Genomic DNA, 22338 nt, shown 5'->3' with positions numbered 1-22338 from the left:
CCCTACTTAGCCTGCGGCATCCACCAGCCGGTACGCGCACCGATATGCATGTTGAGCGTCTTGGTTTCGGTATAATCCTCCACCGCATGACGACCCATTTCGCGGCCCAGACCTGACTGGCGGTAACCGCCAAAAGGCAGTTCCGGCGTGCCGTCCATGAAAGTGTTCATCCAGACCGTACCAGCCCGCACCTTGCGGCCAATGTTCATGCAAGTATCGAAATCGCAGCTCCACACGCCAGCTGACAAGCCATAATCAACCGCATTAGCAATGGAGATAGCCTCATCCACCGTATCAAAAGACAGCACCGACAGAACCGGACCGAACACTTCTTCACGCGCAACAGCCATGTCGGCTTTCACACCTGCAATGATGGTCGGTCCCATATATTGGCCAAGGCCGAGATCCAGCACGTCGCCGCCATGGGCAATTGCAGCGCCCGCCTTTTTCGCCTGAGCGACATAAGCGCCAACCTTGCTCAAATGCTGTGGCGTGATGATCGCGCCCACTTGCGTGCTGACATCGAGCGGATCGCCGACGATCACTTTCTTCGACAGATCAGCAACGCGCCCAACAATCTCATCGACAATCGAGCGATGCACGATCAGTCGCGAACCGGCATTGCAGCACTCGCCTGCATTGAACCATGCGCCGAACACGGCCGCGTCGATAAAGGCATCCATATCCGCGTCCGGGAACAGGATTTGCGGGTTCTTGCCGCCAAGCTCCAGCGACACTTTTTTCAGCGTCTGCGCCGCATTGGCCATGGTCAGCTTGCCCACACCTGTGGAACCGGTGAACGACACCATGTCCACATCCGGATGCGTGCTCATATGCTGGCCGACATCAGCGCCCGTTCCGGTGATGATGTTGACGACACCGTCAGGGACGCCTGCCTCAGTCAGAATTTCGCCGAGTAACAATGTCGATCCGGAAGTCAGCTCCGAAGGCTTTACGACTGCCGTGCAGCCCGCAGCCAGAGCAAATGGCAGCTTCTGGCCCACGATCAAGAACGGGAAATTCCAAGGCGTAATGATGGAAACAACGCCAATTGCCTCACGCAGCACGACACCAAGGGTGCCATCACCCAGCGTATTATAGCTTTCACCATGCAGATCGCGTGCGAGCGCTGCCGCATAGCGCCAGATATCGACCGAACCGGCAATTTCGCCGCGCACCTGAGAAATTGGTTTGCCGGCTTCAATTGCATCGAGATAAGCAAGCTCTTCGGCCCGCGCTTCAATCAGATCGGCGGCTTTCAGCAAAATCAGCGAACGCTGAGATGCGGTTTTAGACGACCAGCGCCCATCATCGAAAGCCTTACGTGCGCTAGCTACCGCGCGATCCACATCGGCCTTCTTGCCAGCGGGATAACGGCTCACCGTCACGCCATGGCCGGGCGCTACGCGTTCAATAGTCTCGCCGCTTTGGCTTCCAACCCATTTACCATCGATCAGCATCGAGAATTCACGAACTTCAAGCCCGTTTAGCGGCTGCGGTTTTACGACTACGCTCATCACCATTTTCCTTCAAAATTTGCTTCGCGCTTTTCGGTAAATGAGCGCACGCCTTCTTTCAGATCGCTGGTCTTGGCGACCAGAATGGAACCCAGCGCCTCAACTGCCGTGCCATTGTCCTCGCCATTGGCGACCGACAGCATCAGCTTGGAAATTTCCAACGCAGCCGGTCCGCGCTTGGCCACCCGCGCCGCATAGTCTTGCGCCGCCTGCAGAGCTGCGCCCGTCTCCACTACATGATCGACAATCCCATGCGACAGCGCTTCCTCGGCCGTGAACATTTCGCCACCCAGCACCATGCGGCGCACGATCTGCGCACCGAAACGGCGCACGAGACGCTGCGTGCCCGACCAGCCGGGGATCATACCAAGCGATGTTTCCGGCAGGCCGATTTTTGCCTGTCGTTCGACAATGCGGATATCGGCGGCACCTGCCAGTTCCAGACCACCACCCAAAGCATGACCATTCATTGCTGCGATCAGCGGCACACGCAAAGTCGCAAGCCGCTCGAACACCCGATGACCGTAGCGCACCCAGGCATGGCCGAATTCTGCCGGTTCCATGCCGCCCCAGGCCTTGATGTCGCCGCCTGCGGAAAAAGCCTTGCCTTCGCCGGTCAGGATCGCAACGCGCACGGTGCACTCCGCTTCCACCCGATCACAGGCCGCAGACAATTCGTGCAGAAGCTCGATATCAAACGCATTGAGCTTTTCGGGCCGCTTGATGGTTATGACGGCGATGTGGTTCTCAATCGAGATGTCTATCCGTTGAGCCATTTATGCCTCCAGCTTTCGCGCAGGCTTTTGCGGCAGTGTCAGACCAATCGGCTCGTCACGGAACAGTGCCTCATCCATGAGTTTAAGCTGATCCGAAACAATCAGCGGAAACTCGGCTTGGTCCAGAATATGCGTCTGCAAATCCACACCCGGCGCAATTTCGGTGAGTACAATCCCTTCCGCCGTGAGCTTCAAAACCGCGCGTTCGGTGACATAAGTAACATCCTGCCCCTGCTCGACACCACGCGGACCGGAGAAAGTAACATGCTCAACCTCATTAACGAGCTTTTTGAGCTTACCTTCCTTCTCAATCACCAGCTTGCCGTCAGCGACCGACAATTTCGCCCCTGCATTGAACATGCCGGAGAAGACGATCTTCTTGGCCCTTGCAGTTATATCGACAAAACCGCCAGCACCAGCAGTCACATGCGGACGGAATGACAGCTTCGACACATTGACCGAGCCGTCGCGTCCGATCTCAAGGAAGGACAGAAGCGAGGCGTCGAAGCCTGCGCCCTGAAAATAGGTGAACTGATAGGGTGACGGCATATAGGCGTCTGCATTGGACGCACAGCCAAAGGCAAAGTCGAGAAGCGGCACGCCGCCAACAGCACCCTGCTCAATCACCCAGGTCACCGCACCATGCAGACCCTCTTCCAACAGAATGCGCGGCACATTGGCGGAAATGCCGAAGCCAAGATTAACCGCACTTCCTGCCTGCAACTCCTGTGCGACACGCCGCGCAATCGCCTTCTGAATATTGAACTCCGGCAAGCGGAATGTATCGAGCGGACGGAAAATCTCGCCGGAAATTGCCGGATCGTAAAGTGTCTGTGTTGTCTGCTTCTGGTCGGGATCAACGACGATATAGTCAACCAGAACGCCCGGAACGCGCACATCATGCGGTTTCAGCGTGCCTTCCTTGGCGATGCGCTTTACCTGCGCAATGACTATGCCGCCATTGTTGCGCGCAGCCAGCGCCTGATCCAGCCCACCAAGATATGCGCCCTCATGTTCATAGGTGAGATTGCCGCGTTCATCAGCAGTGGTAGCGCGGATGATCGTCACATGCGGCACGATATTGGGGAAATAGAGCCAGTCCTCACCTTCAAAACTGACCTGCTTGACGACCGGCTCCTCACGCGCCTTGTCGTTCATTGCCGATCCCTGACGCTTGGGATCAACGAAGGTATCAAGCCCCACTTTGGTCAGTACACCGGGACGCTTGGCAGCCGCCTCGCGATGCATATCAAACAGAATACCAGACGGAATATTGTAGGCCGGAATCTCGTTATTGGTTATCATCTGCCAGATCAGCGGCGGCTCAGAACTTGATGGCCCTGACGGATAAGAACCACCGATGATCTTTTTAAGAAGCCCCTTTTTGGCGATGTAATCGACACCCTTGATGCCACTCATATCGCCAGCGGCAATTGGGTGCAGCGTGGTGATATTCTGGGGATGACCGGTTTCATCAAAACGCTCGCCAATGGCTTTCAGCATCATATCCGGACAGCCGAGGCCGCTCGACGAAGAAACCGAAACGACAGCGTTGTCGGGAATAAGTGATGCTGCTTCCGCAAATGAAATATGTTTGCTCATAATTTTCAAAGTCCTGAATGAACAGCAGTTGCCTTACCGGTCTTTGCAGCCTCTAGCACGGCAAGCCCGGTCGCAAGCGACCAGATGCCATCCTCCAGAGTTGCGGAAGGCTGACCTTTACCTGCGATGGCATTATGGAAAGCCTGCAAGGCGGTTTCGTAGAGATTCTTCTGGTCGAGCGGCAATTCGTGCTCGCCATCCTTGTCACGCAGAATGACGGTTCCCACCTGCTTTTGCGTCATGACATTGCGTGCAATGAGTGAGCCTTCGCTGCCATGCACTTCAAAGCCGGTTTCCGCATATTTGGTGGTGAATGCATCGTGGAACTGAGCAATCGCGCCGGAGGAGAAGCGCAGCACACCCATCACACCGTCTTCCAGCCCTGCGCCGCTCAGGCCACCCTGCTGGCTGAAAGCCACAGCTTCGACCGGGTCTTCACCCAGCACAAAGCGTAATGTATCGGCATCATGCGCGGTAATATCGAGGATCACACCACCGCCCGCATCAGGGCGCTCAATGCGCCAGCCTTGCAAATGCGGCGGCAGATAAACCGCGTGAAAAACCCGCGCGCCAAGCACCTTGCCGATCTTGCCTTGAGCGATCGCATCACGCATGGCGCGGTGGCTTACAGCATTGCGCAAGTGATGATTTGTGCCCGCCACAACGCCCGCTTCACGCACGGCTTTTAGCATTTCGTGGGCATCGCCAATCGTCAGCGCCAGCGGCTTTTCGCACAGAATATGCTTGCCTGCTTTGGCGGCGGCAATCGCCTGATCGCGGTGCAGTTCATTGGTAGTGGAGATATAGACAGCGTCGATTTCCGGATCGGACAACAGCGCATCAAGGCTTGTCACCGAGCGGGCAATCCCGTTCTCGCGGGCATAGGTTTCGCCACGCTCAGCATTGGTGCTGTAAACGGACGCAACTTCGCCACCGGTCGCGCGAATGGCACCAATAACCCATTCTTTTGCAATGGTGCTTGCGCCTATAAGGCCCCACTTTGCCATGCGAATTTCTCCTCCTTTTTAGATTGCGTACCGCAACTTGCACGCACCGCAAGACGCACCGACAAGCGCTGCGCCTCCGCCTCCACCCGTTCCGAATTGATCTGTTTCAGCAAAAGCTGCGCCGCACGTTCTCCCAAACCTTGCGGATCAACAGCCACAGTTGTCAGTGCCGGAACAGCGGTCTTTGCTTCGATCACATCGTCAAAACCAACCACTCCAAAATCCCGGCCCGGCTCCAGATTTGCAGCGCGCAAACCATCGCAGACCCCAAAGGCCACAGCATCATTGAAACACACCGCTGCCGTCGGCTTCATGCCGTGCCGCAACATGCGCTCAACTGCTTCAACACCGCCAGCACGCGAAGGCGCAGAGGTGAAGACCAGCGCATCATCAAACACGATGTCCGCCTGCTCAAGTCCCGCACGATAGCCCGCAACTCTTTCAGCAAAAACAGCGGTATCCGCATAACCGCCCATGAAAGCGATTACGCGATGCCCCAGCGAGAGAAGATGCTCAACCGCCTTTGCCACGCCGCCACGATTATCCGAAACAATCGACGACACACCCGATCCCGGCACATCACGCACCATCTGCACAACCGGCAGGCCGCTTTTTGCCAATGGTTTCAGATCACTAGCCTCGGTGCCACGCGCCGGCGAAACGATCAGCCCGGCAATGCCATGCTCACGCATCGAGGCGATCACTTCGCGCTGACGATCAATGCTTTCCGCTGTATTGGCGAGAAACTGCACATAACCTGCCGATTGCATGACACGATCAACACCAACGGCAAGCTCGGCAAAAAAGCTGTTGGTCAGATCATTGACCACAAGCCCGATAATCTTCGATTTCGACTGCCTGAGATTGGCGGCCGAGCGATTATAGACATAGCCGAGCTTCTCAATCGCTTCCTGAACCTTAGCCCGGGTCTCGGCATGAACCAGAGGACTATCGCGCAGAACAAGCGATACAGTCGACTTCGACACGCCTGCTTCGCGTGCGATATCGATGACCGTGATGCTGCTCTTGCTCATATCCGTCTCCTGTTCCCTTAAGTTAATTGGAACGATCCAAATTTGTCAACTTTTTTAATAAACACGGAATTGCCATATTCTTGACATCGGTTTTCCTTAATTTTTGAAGCATTTCGCGACGCTAAATGCAAAATCAGAGCCTGAAATCGCATTTTTTAAGCACCATATTGAAATTTGGAACGATCTAAATTATTCATGTCGTCGTGGAGTTGGAGGACTGACATGAGCGCATCATCAGAAAACGTGCTGACCCTGCCATTCGCTGACGGCAGTGTAAAACCATATCACCTGATCGGCACCCCGACACCGCGCCCCGCCTCACCTCCGAAATTCAACCGCATTGCCTATGCCGCAGCGCATGTTGTTTCAGACCCGCTGGGAGACAATAATCCGTGGAACGATCCGACGATTGATTGGGATGCGACTATGGCTTTCCGGCATCACCTCTGGAGCCTCGGCTTTCAGATCGCGGAAGCGATGGACACCTCGCAACGCGGCATGGGTCTCAATTGGGCCGGAGCGCAGGAGCTGATCCGCCGCTCGCTGGCAGAAAGCAAGACCGTAGCAAGCGCTGACCTGGCCTCTGGCGCTGGCACCGACCATCTCGATCCTTCGGAGGCAAAAAGCCTTGATGACGTGATTAAAGCCTATGAAACCCAGGCTGAATTCATCGAGAAGCACGGCGGTCGTTTCATTCTGATGGCCAGCCGCGCACTCGCCCGCATCGCCCGCTCGCCAGAGGATTATGCCAAGGTTTATGGCCATATTCTCACCCATGCCCGAGATAAGGTCGTGCTGCACTGGCTGGGCGACATGTTCGACCCACAACTCAAAGGTTACTGGGGTTCAGACAAGTTTGAAGACGCGCTTGATACGGTCATCGGCATTATAGAGGCCAATCGCGACAAGGTTGAAGGCATCAAGATTTCGCTGCTCGAAGAGCGCTACGAGATCGCGCTGCGCAATCGCCTGCCGGACGGCGTTCTCTGTTTCACGGGCGATGATTTCAACTATGCACCACTCATCGAAGGCGACGGCGACAAGCACAGTCATGCGCTGCTTGGCATTTTTGACGCCGTAGCACCACAGGCTTCAAGCGCGCTTGCCGCCCTTGCCGACGGTGACAATGCCCGCTTCCGCGCGATCATCGAGCCAACTGTGCCACTATCGCGCAAAATCTTTGAAGCACCGACGCAATATTACAAAGCAGGCGTTGTGTTTCTCGCCTGGCTCAATGGACATCAAAGCCATTTCACCATGCCCGCCGGAATGCAATCGGCACGCAGTATCCTGCATTATGCCGATATCTTCCGCCTCGCGGATCAGGCAAATGTTCTCGATCATCCGGAAATTGCCCTTACCCGCATGAAAACTCTTCTGGCGGTTTACGGCTTAAACTGACCGCCGAAAAAGAAAAATGGCAGCTCTTAACCCTGAGCAAGCTGCACCCCTTTCGGGCGCGGAGCAATATTACACGCCTCTGCTTTACCGCTCATCAATCGAGTAGCTCAACATCACCAAATTATCACAGCTGTAAATTTAAATACACGTTTAAGTAGAATCAATACATATTGCATACCTATTAAATATACTAAATTTATAAGACTCTAATAGAGAGTTATTACTTTAATGAAAAAATATAAGATAATTATAAAATCTATAATACTTAGTTTTTTCACTTCTCAAGCATGGGCTGATGTGCCCACTTTCGAGGTTCATGGTTCATTTGGCGGTGAACGTGCTGATGCGGCTGGCATATCAGCGGATGGCAAAACAATTGGCATACGCCGATCATCTGCGGGCGGTGATTACGATAAATCCTTTATCGTGACGCCGGCCGGTATAACCGATATCGGCTCGTTAAGCGGTTCAGAACGAACAGCACTTTTGGCAGTTTCATCCAATGGTCTTGCCGCAATAGGCAGCGCATTTGTCAATCAAAATGAATCACATGCCTTCTGGTGGTCCCGCGAAACCGGAATAAGAGATATCGGAACACTGGGCGGAACGAATTCATATTCCAGAGGAATTTCGGCCAACGGAACTGTTGTTACCGGAGACAGCTACCTCGCAGGCGACACCATAACCAATGCATTTCGCTGGACACTTCAGGATGGCATTACCAGCATCGGTACACTTGGCGGGTCATCGTCATTTACCCATGCGATTTCGGCTGATGGCAGTACGATCGTGGGTTATAGCTTGACGGCATCGTCCGATGTCCACGCCTTCCGATGGACCGAAGCCAGTGGCATTATAAGTCTTCAAACTTTGGGTGGGAACACGTCGACAGCGCGTGCCGTTTCCGCTGATGGGAGTGTCGTTGTTGGCACCAGCGACACCGCCGATAGCTCCCAGCATGCATTCCGCTGGACTGCCGAGACCGGCATGGTCGATATCAATAGTCACGGAAATGCGCTGCATAGTATTGCCGATCTGGTTTCAAACGATGGCAAGGTTGTGGTGGGGACAGCCTCATTTAACAATGGGTTCAACCAGGCTTTTCGCTGGACCCAGGAAGCAGGCATGATCAGTCTGGACTCGTTAGGCGGCGGCCTGTCTCATGCTCTCAGCCTCAGCGACGATGGCACAGCGATCGTTGGCTATAGCTATACCGATACGATGACGCTTCGTGCATTTCGCTGGACAGCCAGTGACGGCATGATTGATTTGGGAACTATTGGCGGCAACAACGCGATTGCCTGGGATGTATCAGGGGATGGCAGTGTGATTGCCGGAACAGCTGAAACAGCTGAAGGAGCGCTTCACGCCACGTTGTGGAAATTTCCAAAGCCTGATCCGGGAACGATACCAACTGAGCCTGAAGGCAACCCAGGTACCATGCCGACAAATCCGGGCTCCGGTCCAACGGAAAACCCTTCTGCTGAAAAACCTGTCACGTCTCCAACAACCATCGACCTTGATCATACGGTTGCGACGGTCTTCACACAGGCAAGTAACAGCTTTTCGGCGATGGAGGCTCAGCGCCTTACATTGAACAAGCTGCAAAACTTCTGCGACATCGAAAGAGCCGGTCAAACCTGCTATTCGCTTTTTACCGATATCAGCGGCTTTGGCGGTCAGAAGGATTTGCTGACAGGTTTCACGCTTGGTCACGGCTTCACCGACAATTTTTCAGCAGGTGTCACCCTCGCCCATTCTTTCTGGCGTGATCTGCCGGACGGTTTTGATACCGGAAGCGATAATTTCGGCACTGGCATCTTTGCGCAGTGGAAAGACAAGACCGCTATAGGGGATTGGTATATGCGGGCGAGCCTGGCAACCAATCGCTATGATACCGACATCACGCGGCCAAAGCTCGCCTATACAGAAGCTGGAACCGGCGAAAGCAGGTTACAAGGCTGGAGCACTGCGCTGGAACTGGGGCGGACAGACAATCTCAATTTCCATAATGCCCGTCTCGGCTATTATGGCGGTCTGGGCTACAGTAATCTGTCCATGGATGGCTATACGGAAAGCAATGCGCTGTTTCCGTTCACTTATGGCGAAATGAAGTATGAGCTGACAACGGCTTATACGGGTGCAAATTTCGCTATGCCGCTGACCAACAGAATCCGATGGTCGATCAATCTCGAAATCGAGCAGGATGTTGCGCACAAGGATCCCGAACTTGACGCCAGAGCTGATTATATCGGCGTATTGACGCTCGATTCCGACTTCTCACATACCCGAGGCTCCGCCTGGACAAGTGTGAGTTATGCCGTCAGCGATGCGGTTGAACTTTCATTGACACCCTATGTGACCCGCACGGCATCGCGGGACAATGCGTTTGGTGCCATGGTCCGGCTTTCCGGGAAATTCTGACCAAAAAAAAACCCGCAGCAAGTGAATGCTGCGGGGCTGTTTTTGAAGTAAAATGATCTCAGCGCCAGCCAAGTCCCGGTGCAACATGCTTGAGGATCGACTCGATCACATGCGCGTTGTACTCGACACCAAGCTGGTTTGGCACGGTCAGAAGCAGTGTATCAGCTTCAGCAACCGCCTCATCCTTGGCAAGTTCCTTGATCAGCTGGTCTGGTTCAGCTGCATAGGACCGGCCAAAGACCGCACGCAGATTTTCCTCGATATAGCCAATCTGGTCCTGCTCTTTGCCGCCATTGCCGAAATAGGCACGGTCACGATCATTCACCAGCGCAAAAATGCTGCGGCTTACTGAAACGCGCGGCGTGCGCGTATGTCCGGCTTCTTTCCAGGCTTCACGATAAGCGCGAATCTGCTTGGCCTGCTGAATATGCAAAGGCTCGCCGCTTTCGTCCTTCTTCAAGGTCGAGCTTTGCAGGTTCATACCAAGCTTTGCGGCCCAGATTGCGGTTGCGTCAGAAGCAGCCCCCCACCAGATACGATCTCTGAGACCTTCCGAGTGCGGTTCGATCTTCAGAAGCCCCGGAGGGTTTGGAAACATTGGTCGCGGATTTGGCTGTGCAAAGCCTTCGCCTTTCAGCGCCTCAAAGAACACCTCGCCATGCTTGCGGCCCATATCGGCATCAGTCATGCCTTCTTCCGGCTCATAGCCGAAATAACGCCAACCATCGATCACCTGTTCGGGCGAACCACGGCTGATCCCGAGCTGCAGGCGGCCTTTGGAGATCAGATCCGCAGCGCCTGCATCTTCGACCATGTAAAGCGGGTTTTCATAGCGCATATCGATGACGGCAGTACCGATCTCGATCTTGCTGGTCCTGGCACCTACGGCTGCAAGCAGCGGAAATGGCGAAGCAAGCTGGCGGGCAAAATGATGCACACGGAAATATGCGCCATCCGCACCCAACTCTTCAGCAGCGACAGCAAGGTCTATCGACTGCAAAAGCGCATCGCTTGCAGAACGCGTGCCGGACTGTGGCGAAGGCGACCAATGGCCGAATGAGAGAAAGCCGATATTTTTCATGACTATGTTCCTCTGAGCATGATCCGGCCAGCGTGAAACAGGACGCGGCAGAACAATGCTTCAAACTTTGTGCAGGGGCACTTTTCATCTGTTTTGTCAGAATATGGCGGTGGGCGATAGCCATTGAAAGGGCACTGAACACTGTGTTCATGAAACAGAATATAGCGGGCTGGAAAGCGCCTGCGATGACGACACGTTGACAGCCCAAACGGACCCGATTAAGCCTCAATCTCAGGCGGATAGATCTTCAATCCCATTCTGGAAAAAATGGTATTGGATATAAGGTGTATGCCGACAAAATGCCCAAATGGGCAACGCACCAAAACAGGGGAGATTTTCATGCGTTCTATGCTTCTGGCCTTGCTGGCCGCAACAGCACTTGTAACGACGGCTCAGGCCAAGGATGTAACGGTTGCCGTTACTGCTATCGTTGAACATCCGGCACTTGATGCTGCGCGCGACGGCGTGAAAGACGCGCTGGCTGCTGCTGGCTTCAAGGAAGGCGAAAACTTGAAGTTCGTCTACCAGTCCGCTCAGGGCAATCCAGCAACCGCTGCGCAGATCGCACGCCAGTTCGTTGGCGAAGCTCCAGACGTAATCGTTCCGATTTCCACGCCATCGGCTCAGGCTGTTGTTTCCGCAACGCGTGATATTCCGATTGTCTTCACCGCTGTTTCCGATCCAGTTGGCGCACAGCTCGTCAAGGACATGGCAAAGCCGGGCGGCAACGTAACCGGCCTCTCCGACATGTCGCCAGTGGCTGAGCACATCAAGCTCATCAAGGAAGTGATGCCGAACATCAAGAAGCTCGGCTATCTCTACAATTCCGGCGAAACCAACTCTGTGTCGCTTCTGGCAGCACTGAAGGAAGCCGCTTCTGCTGAAGGCATCGAGATCGTTGAATCGGCTGCAACCAAATCGGCGGAAGTTCAGGGCGCAGCCCGTGCCCTCGTTGGCCGTGCAGATGCGATGTATGTGCCGACCGACAACACCATCGTTTCAGCGCTTGAAAGCGCCGTCGGTGTTGCCGAAGAAAGCAAGCTGCCACTCTTCACCGCTGATACGGATTCCGTCAAGCGTGGTGCGCTTGCCGCTCTCGGCTTCAACTATTACGACGTTGGCAAGCAGACCGGCGCTGTCGTTGTGAAAATCCTTAACGGTGAAAAGCCAGGCGATATCGCTGTCGACATCGCCAAGGGCACCGACCTCGTCATCAATCTTGCTGCTGCAAAGAAGATGGGCGTCGAGTTCCCACAGGCTGTTATCGACCGCGCAACCAGCAAGGTCGAATAATTGGAATTTCTATCCTAAAGAAAAGGGCGGGACGATTTCCCGCCCTTTTCTTTTAAAACTATCGAGTTTTCAAAATGCCTGCCATTCGTATCCTTCCTGCTGATGACAACACCAATGGCTGGAGCAGGATATTGCCTGCCCGTGCGCCACGAGCTGCACTTAAAGGCGGTATCAAAGTTGACTGGATTGTGCTGGGCGCTGGATATGCAGGCTTAGCCGCCGCCCGGAGGCTCGCCGAAAACCGGCCCAATGACCAGATTGCACTCATCGATGCTCAGGAAGTCGGAAAAGGCACATCCGGACGCGCTGCAGGCTTTGCCATTGATCTGCCGCACAATGTCAGCTCATCGATGGAGGAACTGGCCAAGTCGCACAGCTACCGTGCGCTGGCGCGTGCAGCCATCGACCATCTGAAACAGCAGATTGACCAGCATGGCATCGACTGCGACTGGCGGCAGGATGGAAAGTTTCACGCAGCCGTTTCCGATCAGGGGATGCGTGAGGTTCTTGAACCAACCGTCAAAGAGCTGGAGCGCCTTAAAGAACCCTTCGACTGGCTTGAAGGGGATGCTCTTACCAGGCGGCTCGGTACCAGCCATTTCAAAGCAGCGATCTTCACCTATGGCACATCACTGCTGAACCCTGCTGCTCTGGTGCGTGGCCTTGCCGACAATCTGCCCGCAAATGTCACGCTTTATGAAAACTCTGCCGTGACCAAGATCGATTATGGCGACCGTATCCTCATAAGCACGGCAAAGGGTCAGGTTCAGGCACCCGCCATGATTCTGACTGTCAACGGCTTTGGTGAGCAGTTCGGCTTTTTCAGGCGTAAGCTTCTGAATTTCGCAGCCCATGCGAGCCTCAGCCGCAAGCTTGACGATCAGGAATACAAAGCCATCGGCGAAGTCGCTCCTTGGGGGCTGACACCTGCCAATTCCTTTGCTGGCATCACCATGCGCCTTACCTCTGACCGGCGCATACTGGTTCGGCAGAACGTGCATTTCTGCCCGTCGCTGCGCCAGTCGGATGCACGGCGCCAAACAATCAAGCGTGAACACAAACGGCTGTTCGACGAGCGTTTCCCGATGCTTTCAAACGTCGATATGGAACATACATGGACCGGCTTCATCTGCCTGTCACGCAATGGCGCTCCGGGTTTTGGACAGATCGCCAAGAATGTTTATACCTCGCTTTGCCAGAACGGCGTCGGCATCACCAAAGGCACGATTGGCGGCATTCTTGCAGCCGACATGGCCTGCGATATCGACAATCCACTGATCGACGACATGCTGAAGCTCGGCAGCCCGACCGAACTGCCACCACGACCATTCCTCGACATTGGCGTCCGCGCACGATTTGCCTGGGAGCTATGGCGTGCACGCGGCGAAGTATGAGCGAAACCGAGTGAGCTGAATGTTGTAACAGGCGCACAGACTGGTGCTTTTTGGCGCATTTGCAGCGATAATGCTTGCTTATTGGAGCTTTTGGGTTGTATCGGGAAAAAGACAGAGCCAGAACAATCGCAAGCAATAAAATTGCGCATGAAAAACCGGGGAATGGTTCCAAAGGCAGATGTGTTTGGAACAAACTCAAATCAAAACCGGTCGTGATTGAAACAGGTCTTTCGGACATAAGAAGGCAAATGCCTGAATGTGCGAAAGCCAGTGAATCTATGTGCCTTGAATGGTGCGTTTTCATTTTCAATGACGGCAAAGAACAAGGAATCTCAATGTGAGTCAGATCGCCTTCTGGGGTGCGGTCGAATTGGGCCTCGTCTTCTCTTTTGTCGCCATCGGCGTCTATCTGGCTTTCCGCGTGCTCGATTTCCCCGATCTGACCGTGGATGGCTCGTTTCCGCTTGGTGCGGCCGTAACAGGCGTTCTGATCCTTGCTGGCTGGAATCCATGGCTTTCCGCCGGTGTTGCGATGATTGCAGGCTCGATTGCCGGTCTGGTGACAGCGACGCTCAACGTGCGCTTCAAGATCCTCAACCTGCTGGCTTCCATTCTGACGATGATTGCACTGTTCTCAGTCAATCTGCGCGTCATGGGTCGCCCGAATATCGCACTGATTAATCAGGATACGATGCTGTCTCCGTTCTTCGGTCACGGCATTCCTGAATATTATGTGCGTCCGGCCTTCCTGTTTGTGCTGGTTGCCATCACGGTATTCCTGGTCTGGCGCTTCCTCGAAAGCGACATGGGCCTTGCGATGCGTGCAACTGGCGCCAATCCGAAAATGGCCCGCGCACAGGGCGTACGCACTGATCGCCAGATTTACCTCGGAATGGCACTCTCCAATGCTCTCGTGGCGCTTGGCGGCTCGCTTTTCGCCCAGACAAACGGCTTTGCGGACGTGACCTCCGGCGTGGGTACAATCGTTGTTGGTCTTGCCGCTGTGATCATCGGCGAAACATTGCTGCGCTCGCGTCTCATCCTCGTCATTCTCATTGGCTGTGTTGCCGGTTCGATCATCTACCGCATCGCTATCCAGCTCGCGCTTTCCAATGGCAGCATTGTCGGGCTTCAGGCTTCTGACCTCAACATTGCGACGGCACTTCTTGTTACCTTCGCGCTGATATTGCCGCGCCTGCGTCGTGGAGGAGCATCATCATGATCGAAGTATCCAATCTTGAAGTTATCTTCGGTCGTGGAACACCGCTTGAAAAGCAGGTGCTCAACAAGATCAACCTGACGATGGAGCAAGGCACCTTCGTCACCGTGATCGGTTCCAACGGCGCTGGCAAATCAACTATGCTGGGCGTTTTGGCAGGCGATGTCATCCCGACGTCGGGCAAGGTGGTAATCAGCGGACAGGACGTGACCCGCAAGTCCACTGCCGAGCGTGCTGGTCTTGTGGCACGCGTGTTTCAGGACCCGCTTGCAGGCAGCTGTGGAACACTGACGATTGAAGAAAACCTGGCACTGGCTGCATCGCGTGGAACACGCCGTGGCCTCACCCACGCGCTTAATTCCAAGCGCCGTGAATGGTTCCGCGAACGCGTGGCAAGCCTCAATCTCGGCCTCGAAAACCGTATGCAGGATCGCATGGAGCTTCTCTCCGGCGGTCAGCGTCAGGCGCTCTCGCTAATCATGGCAACATTGGCGGGTTCAGAAGTGCTGCTGCTTGATGAGCATACGGCAGCACTTGATCCCGGCATGGCTGAATTCGTCATGGAACTGACCCGCACGCTGATTGCTGAAAACAAGCTGACAGCACTGATGGTCACGCATTCCATGCGTCAGGCGCTCGATTATGGCGACCGCACCATCATGCTGCATGGCGGCAAGATCCTGCTCGACGTAACCGGTGACAAACGCAAGACGCTCGGCGTTGAAGACCTCATCGAAATGTTCCGCAAAGTGCGCGGACAGACACTCGATGACGATGCTTTGCTGATCGAATAATATTACAAACAGCTTTGTTTCACAGCCGCCGTTCAGTTTGACCGGCGGCTGTTTCGTTTGAAAACGAATTGCGCTACTTAATCCTAATGGCGCAAAAAAAAGCACACGAAGTCGATCAGTTTATTGGAAAGCCGAGCAGCTCGTTTCCGGTTGTGCTGCTCTACGGCCCTGATAAGGGGCTGGTGAGCGAACGTGCGCGTCGATACGCGCAGGCGACCAAGCTTCCGCTCGATGATCCCTTTGCCGTCATCCGCATGGAAGCCGATGAAATCGATGCCGATCCTTCAAAGCTCGCAGACGAAGCGCGGACAATTTCGATGTTCGGCGGCGAGCGGCTCATCTGGATCAAGAATGCAGCCGGGCAAAAGAAGCTCGCGGATGCCGTGAAACTTCTGGTGAGCGAGCCACCGCGTGAAACCTATATTCTGGTTGAAGCAGGTGATCTCAAGAAAGGCGCAGGCCTTCGCAGTGCTGTAGAGAACGGTTCTGCTGGTATGGCGTTGCCCTGCTATTCAGATGATGCGCGCGGCATAGACGGTGTGATTGACGACGTTCTAGCCGAATGGAAAATGCAGATCACCATGGACGGGCGCCAGCTGTTGCGGGCAAGTCTTGGCGGCGATCGTCTTGCCACGCGTGGCGAGCTGGAAAAGCTCTGCCTTTATGCGCGCGGCAAGGAGCGCATTGACATAGATGATGTGCGGGAAGCCGTTGGCGATGTGGCCGGGCTTTCGACCGACGAAGTGGTGGATGCTGTCCTAAACGGCGATCTGTCGCGTTTTGAGATGACATTTGACCGCGTCGTAAAATCAGGCACAGCACCCTTCTTGGTGCTCAACACAGCAGCTCGTCAGTTCCAACAGATACAGACCCTACGCCATATAGCAGACACTGAGCGCAAAAGTGCTTCAGTCGTTGTTGCATCGGCACGGCCTCCGATCTTCTTCAACCGCAAAAAGCTGATTGAAAACGCCGTCGGCCGCTGGAATGCCGACAGTCTTTCCCGTGTGATGGAACGTCTGCAACGCGCGGTCCTTGAAAGCCGTCAGAATGCGGCATTGGCTGTGCCGATCATCCGCCAATGCTTGCTGGCGATTTCGGTAGAAGCCGTGAAACTCTCGCGCCGATAGAATTCTAACCAAGCTTTAGCTGCAGGCTTTCCTGATACTTGCGCCACAGCGAGACCAACCAGCCGCCAAAATAGCCCGCTGACGCGCCAGATACGACGGCTGTTATCAATGTAAGGGATGCGTGCTCTCCCGGATAAAACGCGTTCAGCACTGCCAGCACATATTGAGAGCAGAAGAAAATCAGATTTCTGATCAGCGGCAAAATCGTGCCCGCACGCTCGATAGTTTTGTTCTCACGATCAACCGCCAGAATGCGCGGCCCCGTGAAATATCCGACAGGTGCCAGCACAAACAGGCCCACAAACCATGCCATCAGAAACGTGCTGAACTGATCTGAATTGCTGTCGAAATGCAAAAAGCCAACAGCGATGAAAATCACCGGCACAAATAGCATTCGCCAAACGGTCACTGTTCGTGTTTCACGCCCTTTGATCCCCGTTATGATGAGATAAGCAAGCAGGCCCCAAACATAGACAGGCGTGTGAATGATTATTTGTGTTAACATTTCCATAGATGCAGTATCTCCCAAGCCCGGCGATAAACAAGCAGCGTCTTAATACTATACGACTTAAAAGCACTTCAATAGAAACCGGTTACACGGACCCATTGATGACATTTCGGGACTTACAGCGGTTCCAGTTAGAAATGAATCGTTGGAACCACTGTAACTATTTGTTTTTACGCATTATCCGACGCAAAACCGCTTCGCACTTTTGCTGGAAATGCTATAATCAACAGCCCGTGAGTACCCTCACCCAATCTTGAGTTCATCTCTCTGCTCAACAGTATTAGCTTCATTGAAAGAAACGAAATCGCAAGATTCCGGTCCCTACATATAGTTATAACCTATTGGAATAAAACGATGATTGGCTGCATTCCCCCGATTCTTCTGCTCATGCTCGGCGCAATGCTTGGCTGGCTGATCGGTGGCAATTATGGTGCGGTCTGGGGAAGCTCAATCGGCGTGATCATCGGCATCGTCCTGATGATTATCATCGTCTTTTCGTTCATGAAAGCCCGAGGCCGCTAAAGCATGTGTCGGAAAAGTTGGGACCGTCTTCGCCGGGATTTCTATACACTCGACTGGTTTTTGTTCTCGCTACGATCCGATAACGAAGTGTCAAAAACAAAGAGATGGAACGAGCTGAGTGGACACAGTTAATCGCGACACACTTTAACGAAAAAAACCGTGAAACAGATGATGTTCCACGGTCTCAAATACCAAGTGTCTGACGAAATAGTATCAGCTCTGCAGACGACGGCAAATCTCGTCGAGCTGCTCGAGCGAGCTGTAGCGAATTTTGACATCGCCACCACGTTCGCGATGGTTGATCTCAACCTTCATTCCAGTGACATCGGACAGCAGCTTTTCAAGCGCTTTAGTGTCAGCATCTTTCTCGATGGGCACACTCTTGCCCGGCTTCGGCTCGGTGCCGTTGCGTGCCTGAGACAAGGCCTCAACCTGACGCACGGACAGACCCTCTTTCACAACCCGTTCAGCCAGAGCGGTCGGGTCTTCCATCGTGATCAGGCTACGGGCATGCCCAGCTGACAAAGCGCCATCAGAGATAAAATCCTGTACGCGTTGCGGCAGTTTTAAAAGACGCAGCGTATTGGCCACATGGCTGCGGCTTTTGCCGATAACCTGGGCCAGATCGTTCTGCGTATAATCGTGATTGTCGATAAGCTGTTGATATCCCATAGCTTCTTCGACCGCGTTGAGGTCAGCACGCTGTACGTTTTCAACGATTGCAATCTCAAGCGCCACGCGATCATCAACATCGCGGATGATCACCGGGATGCTGTCGACGCCCGCGCGCTGCGATGCGCGCCAGCGACGTTCACCGGCGATCAGCTCAAAGCGATCAGGTTCGCCTGGTGCGGGACGAACCACGATTGGCTGAACGACACCGTGTTCCTTGATCGACTGCGCCAGATCTTCGAGTTCGACTTCCGAAAACATGCGACGCGGATTGCGCGGATTGCGTGTTACGAACTCAATCGGAACATTACGCTCGCTTGAAATCGGCACCTTGCGTTCTTCCGCCGGGCGGTCGATTTCACCGATCAGGGCGGCCAAGCCGCGGCCAAGGCGCTTTTTTGAAGGATCGTCGTTCATCGTCGGCAGTTCCTGCAATTGTTACGTAGTCGAATCGATAAAGTACCGTTATCCGATACTCGCTTATTGTTATGCGGCCTGAAGCTGCCGCTCACGCTGAATAACTTCGGAAGCAAGCTGTAGATAGGCCTGACTGCCTGCACATTTCAGGTCATACAGAATAGCTGGCTTGCCATGCGATGGCGCCTCCGAAACACGCACATTGCGTGGAATAACAGTACGATAGACTTTCTCGCCCATGAAAGCGCGAACGTCTTCAACAACCTGAGAAGCGAGGTTGTTGCGGCTATCGAACATGGTCAGCACGATGCCCTGAATGGTCAGTTCAGGATTAATCGTCGACCGAACCTGATTGACCGTCTGGAGCAACTGGCTGAGACCTTCGAGCGCGAAGAACTCACACTGCAACGGAACCATCACGGAATCTGCTGCTGCCATCGCATTGAGCGTCAGAAGATTGAGCGATGGCGGGCAATCCACCAGCACATAAGAAAACTTTTCTGCAACAGCTGAATCGAAACGCAGCGCATCACGCAAGCGGCGCGTACGATCGGGCGCCTGCGCGATTTCCATTTCGATACCGAGCAAATCGAGTGTTGACGGAACGATGTACAGATTTGGAACATCGCTCTGCATGGCGGCTTCATTCACGGAAGCTTCCTGCGTCAGCACGTCATAAGACGATAATGGACGGTTCTGCCGGTCAATACCAAGCCCGGTACTTGCGTTACCCTGCGGATCGAGATCGACAATCAGCACAGTTTCGCCAATGGCGGCCAATGCGGTAGCCAGATTAATGGCGGTCGTTGTCTTGCCAACGCCACCCTTCTGGTTCGCAATGGTTATGATCCTGGATCTCTTGTTCATACCGTCGCCCTGCTGCTTTCTGCTCTGAGATAACGAATTAGTCTGCAATGCGTCGAAGATTGCTGATTTCGAGTATCACCGAAGCTTTATCGATAGCACTTTCATGTTGTACCAGATCGAAACGCCAGCCGACACGGCTTTCATCGATTTCTCTCTGGTAATCCCGACCTTTTTGAAAAAGAGCCTTTGAACCCTTGGTAAGCCAAGGCTCAGCGAGTTCGAAAAGATCGTTCAACGAGGCGAGTGCGCGGGCTGTTACGACATCCGGCACGTCGATTTTATCCCACATCGATTCAATGCGGGCAGAGTGAATGCGCGCTGGCACAGCCAGATGGCCTGCAGCTGTACGAAGAAATGCAGCCTTTTTTCCCGCACTTTCGACCAGATCAATCGAAGCACCCTGAACTTCCTTCAGAAAGCAGGCGGTTACGATACCGGGAAAGCCGCCGCCAGATCCGAGATCAATCCACCGCTTAGCGTCGGGAGCGAGCGGAAATATCTGCGAACTGTCGAGAATATGGCGGCTCCACAGGTCCGCAAGGGTAGAAGGTGACGCCAGATTAATGGCCGAAGACCACTTGCGAAACAGCTCTTCAAAGGCAATCAGCCGCTCATTTGTTTCACGTGAAACACCCGGAACAATAGTTTTCAAGCTTGAATAACGGCTATCCACAGTCATGCTACGCTTTTCCCGGCGTTCAGTTCAGCAGCAGCACGCTCACGCCCGCTATGCTTCTTAATATGCGTGATAAGCAGAGCAAGGGCTGCAGGTGTAATACCTTCAACGCGCTGCGCTTCTGCAATTGTCTCCGGCATACGCTGTTTGAGCTTAAACTTGAGCTCGTTCGACAGGCCAGAAATGGCATCAAAGTCCAACGACGCAGGAATGAAGAGACGCTCTTCCCGCTCCATCACAGCAATATCGCTTTGCTGACGATCCATATAGACCGAGTATTGAGCTTCGATTTCCAGCGCTTCCCGCGTGATCGAATCAATGCTGTTCAGCTCTGGCCAGATAGCCTGCAGTTTCTGTAGATCAATATCTGGATAGGACAGAAGATCATAAGCCGAGCGACGCACCCCATCCTGATTAAGATGGAGCTCATAACGACTTGCCTGGTTTGGTGTAATCGTGAGTTCCTTCGTCAAATCGCGCGCTGCCGACAATGCGTCCTGCCGTGCTGCAAACTTCTCGCGGCGCTCGGATTCAAGAATGCCGAGCTGATCGGCCAAAGGCGTGAGCCGCTGATCAGCATTGTCAGCACGCAAAGACAGGCGGAATTCGGCGCGTGAGGTGAACATGCGATAAGGCTCGCTTACACCACGCGATGTCAGATCGTCGACCATAACGCCAATATAGGCTTCCGTGCGCTGAATAATAACTGGCTCGCTACCCCCTGCCCGCTTTGCAGCATTAAGACCAGCAAGGAGACCTTGTGCGCCTGCTTCTTCATAACCGGTCGTGCCATTAATCTGGCCAGCAAGGAACAGACCAGTCACGCGGCGTGTCTCCAGACTGCGCTTCAATTCGCGGGGATCGATGAAGTCATATTCAATTGCGTAGCCAGGCTGCAGCATAATCGCCTTTTCAAGACCGGGAATAGTCTTGAGATAAGCGAGCTGTACTTCCTCCGGCAGAGAGGTCGAAATGCCATTTGGATAGACGGTATGATCGTCCAGCCCTTCCGGCTCCAGAAATATCTGATGCCCATCGCGATCACCAAATTTGACGATCTTGTCTTCAACGGATGGGCAATAGCGCGGACCGACCCCTTCGATAGAACCGGAATACATTGCAGATCGATGAAGATTGGCGCGAATGATTGCGTGCGTTTCAGGTGTCGTGCGCGTGATACCACAATCAATCTGTGGAGTGGTGATCTTGTCAGTCATCAACGAGAATGGAACCGGCTCTTCATCTGCCGATTGCATATCAAGGCTCTTCCAGTCGATCGTTCGACCGTCGAGACGCGGTGGCGTCCCCGTCTTGAGGCGCCCGACTGCAAAACCTAAACCGCGCAAAGTATCCGACAGTCCAAGCGCCGGGTTCTCGCCCATACGGCCTGCCGGGATTTTCTTCTCACCAATATGAATAAGGCCGTTCAGGAATGTACCGGTTGTCAGGACCACAGCCGCACAAGTCAGCGCGCAACCGTCACCGAGAATAACCCCGGTGATAGCTCCGTCCGTTACGCGAATATCTGAAGCGCCGCCCTCAACAACTGTCAGATTATCCTGCGCCGAAATAAGCTCCTGCATCGCAAGCCTATAAAGCTTGCGGTCAGCCTGTGTGCGGGGACCACGAACGGCTGGTCCTTTACGGCGATTGAGCAAACGGAACTGGATGCCCGCCTTATCTGCAACCCGCCCCATCAAGCCGTCGAGCGCGTCGATCTCGCGAACAAGATGACCTTTGCCCAGACCACCAATCGCAGGATTGCAGGACATCACGCCAATCGTATCGAAGCGATGCGTGACGAGAGCAGTGCGAGCGCCAGCGCGCGCGGAAGCTGCCGCAGCTTCGCAGCCTGCATGTCCACCACCAATGACGATAACATCAAAAGCTGTCGCTTCGGCAGAACCTATGTTGTTCATACTGATGCTTCCGAATCCAATCTAGGCATTCCCAGCAAAAGTGCCATGCAGCTTTGCGTTGGATAATGCGTAAGGCAAAGAGGGA

The 22338-nt window shown here is 54.1% G+C and carries 19 protein-coding genes; 8 read left to right on the top strand and 11 right to left on the bottom strand.

Translation table 11 applies throughout. The features are described 5' to 3' along the window. Nucleotides 1-2: 2 nt before the first annotated feature. From QSJ70_RS08845 to QSJ70_RS08825, 5 genes are read right to left on the bottom strand one after another with little or no spacing between them, the layout of a single operon-like run. Nucleotides 3-1523 carry an aldehyde dehydrogenase family protein gene (locus tag QSJ70_RS08845; RefSeq protein WP_285535809.1) on the bottom strand — a complete coding sequence of 507 codons (1521 nt, stop codon included), beginning with the start codon at nucleotides 1521-1523 and terminating at the stop codon, nucleotides 3-5. Further along, nucleotides 1517-2293: an enoyl-CoA hydratase/isomerase family protein gene (locus tag QSJ70_RS08840; protein WP_215775818.1), complete on the bottom strand. Its 777-nt coding sequence runs from the start codon at nucleotides 2291-2293 to the stop codon at nucleotides 1517-1519. Before QSJ70_RS08840 ends, QSJ70_RS08845 begins: the two co-directional genes overlap by 7 nt. Further along, the gene (locus QSJ70_RS08835) at nucleotides 2294-3895 is read right to left on the bottom strand and encodes an acyl CoA:acetate/3-ketoacid CoA transferase (RefSeq protein WP_215775819.1); all 1602 of its coding nucleotides are present in this window, start codon (nucleotides 3893-3895) and stop codon (nucleotides 2294-2296) included. Nucleotides 3896-3900: 5 nt separating this feature from the next. Then, nucleotides 3901-4902 carry a Gfo/Idh/MocA family protein gene (locus QSJ70_RS08830; RefSeq protein WP_285535806.1) on the bottom strand — a complete coding sequence of 334 codons (1002 nt, stop codon included), beginning with the start codon at nucleotides 4900-4902 and terminating at the stop codon, nucleotides 3901-3903. Beyond that, nucleotides 4881-5936, bottom strand: a complete 1056-nt coding sequence (locus QSJ70_RS08825) for a LacI family DNA-binding transcriptional regulator (RefSeq protein WP_064322214.1) — start codon at nucleotides 5934-5936, stop codon at nucleotides 4881-4883. Before QSJ70_RS08825 ends, QSJ70_RS08830 begins: the two co-directional genes overlap by 22 nt. 222 nt (nucleotides 5937-6158) lie before the next feature. On the opposite strand from QSJ70_RS08825, the gene QSJ70_RS08820 reads away from it, so the two are divergent. Then, the gene (locus QSJ70_RS08820) at nucleotides 6159-7337 is read left to right on the top strand and encodes a dihydrodipicolinate synthase family protein (protein ID WP_215775821.1); all 1179 of its coding nucleotides are present in this window, start codon (nucleotides 6159-6161) and stop codon (nucleotides 7335-7337) included. A 297-nt stretch (nucleotides 7338-7634) separates the two neighbouring features. Further along, the gene (locus tag QSJ70_RS08815) at nucleotides 7635-9761 is read left to right on the top strand and encodes an autotransporter domain-containing protein (RefSeq protein ID WP_285535805.1); all 2127 of its coding nucleotides are present in this window, start codon (nucleotides 7635-7637) and stop codon (nucleotides 9759-9761) included. A 58-nt stretch (nucleotides 9762-9819) separates the two neighbouring features. Here the strand turns inward: QSJ70_RS08815 and QSJ70_RS08810 are convergent, their stop codons facing one another. Beyond that, a complete protein-coding gene (locus QSJ70_RS08810) occupies nucleotides 9820-10842 on the bottom strand; it encodes an LLM class flavin-dependent oxidoreductase (protein ID WP_007872368.1) in 1023 nt (340 codons plus the stop codon). A 339-nt stretch (nucleotides 10843-11181) separates the two neighbouring features. On the opposite strand from QSJ70_RS08810, the gene QSJ70_RS08805 reads away from it, so the two are divergent. The 5 genes from QSJ70_RS08805 (at nucleotide 11182) to holA (ending at nucleotide 16672) form a co-directional block, all read left to right on the top strand. Beyond that, nucleotides 11182-12135, top strand: a complete 954-nt coding sequence (locus QSJ70_RS08805; protein ID WP_007872370.1) for an ABC transporter substrate-binding protein — start codon at nucleotides 11182-11184, stop codon at nucleotides 12133-12135. 74 nt (nucleotides 12136-12209) lie between these two features. Beyond that, a complete protein-coding gene (locus QSJ70_RS08800) occupies nucleotides 12210-13529 on the top strand; it encodes an NAD(P)/FAD-dependent oxidoreductase (protein WP_215775823.1) in 1320 nt (439 codons plus the stop codon). A 337-nt stretch (nucleotides 13530-13866) separates the two neighbouring features. Further along, complete coding sequence (locus QSJ70_RS08795; RefSeq protein WP_024898468.1) at nucleotides 13867-14751, top strand: ABC transporter permease; 885 nt, start codon at nucleotides 13867-13869, stop codon at nucleotides 14749-14751. Continuing rightward, the gene (locus tag QSJ70_RS08790; protein WP_215775824.1) at nucleotides 14748-15542 is read left to right on the top strand and encodes an ABC transporter ATP-binding protein; all 795 of its coding nucleotides are present in this window, start codon (nucleotides 14748-14750) and stop codon (nucleotides 15540-15542) included. The genes QSJ70_RS08795 and QSJ70_RS08790 overlap by 4 nt, the downstream gene beginning before the upstream one ends. Before the next feature lie 86 nt (nucleotides 15543-15628). After that, a complete protein-coding gene (holA, locus tag QSJ70_RS08785) occupies nucleotides 15629-16672 on the top strand; it encodes a DNA polymerase III subunit delta (RefSeq protein ID WP_105519050.1) in 1044 nt (347 codons plus the stop codon). Nucleotides 16673-16676: 4 nt separating this feature from the next. Here holA and QSJ70_RS08780 read toward each other — a convergent pair whose 3' ends face one another. Continuing rightward, entirely contained in the window at nucleotides 16677-17183 is a 507-nt protein-coding gene (locus tag QSJ70_RS08780; protein WP_215775825.1) for a DUF6622 family protein, read from the bottom strand. A gap of 351 nt (nucleotides 17184-17534) precedes the next feature. On the opposite strand from QSJ70_RS08780, the gene QSJ70_RS08775 reads away from it, so the two are divergent. Continuing rightward, complete coding sequence (locus tag QSJ70_RS08775) at nucleotides 17535-17702, top strand: hypothetical protein (RefSeq protein WP_285535802.1); 168 nt, start codon at nucleotides 17535-17537, stop codon at nucleotides 17700-17702. Nucleotides 17703-17915: 213 nt separating this feature from the next. Here QSJ70_RS08775 and QSJ70_RS08770 read toward each other — a convergent pair whose 3' ends face one another. From QSJ70_RS08770 to mnmG, 4 genes are all read right to left on the bottom strand, one after another. Then, nucleotides 17916-18791: a ParB/RepB/Spo0J family partition protein gene (locus QSJ70_RS08770; protein WP_064322222.1), complete on the bottom strand. Its 876-nt coding sequence runs from the start codon at nucleotides 18789-18791 to the stop codon at nucleotides 17916-17918. A 69-nt stretch (nucleotides 18792-18860) separates the two neighbouring features. Further along, nucleotides 18861-19658, bottom strand: a complete 798-nt coding sequence (locus tag QSJ70_RS08765) for a ParA family protein (protein WP_007872399.1) — start codon at nucleotides 19656-19658, stop codon at nucleotides 18861-18863. Between the two features lie 37 nt (nucleotides 19659-19695). Beyond that, nucleotides 19696-20337, bottom strand: a complete 642-nt coding sequence (gene rsmG / locus QSJ70_RS08760; RefSeq protein WP_285535797.1) for a 16S rRNA (guanine(527)-N(7))-methyltransferase RsmG — start codon at nucleotides 20335-20337, stop codon at nucleotides 19696-19698. After that, on the bottom strand, nucleotides 20334-22244 hold the full coding sequence (gene mnmG, locus QSJ70_RS08755) for a tRNA uridine-5-carboxymethylaminomethyl(34) synthesis enzyme MnmG (protein ID WP_285535956.1): 1911 nt from the start codon (nucleotides 22242-22244) through the stop codon (nucleotides 20334-20336). The genes rsmG and mnmG overlap by 4 nt, the downstream gene beginning before the upstream one ends. Between the last annotated feature and the right edge of the window lie 94 nt (nucleotides 22245-22338).

It is taken from the genome of Brucella sp. NBRC 12950, assembly GCF_030268145.1.
Taxonomy (GTDB): domain Bacteria; phylum Pseudomonadota; class Alphaproteobacteria; order Rhizobiales; family Rhizobiaceae; genus Brucella.
Note: the sequence above shows the minus strand (reverse complement) of the source record. Positions and strands in the feature narration are given on the sequence as shown.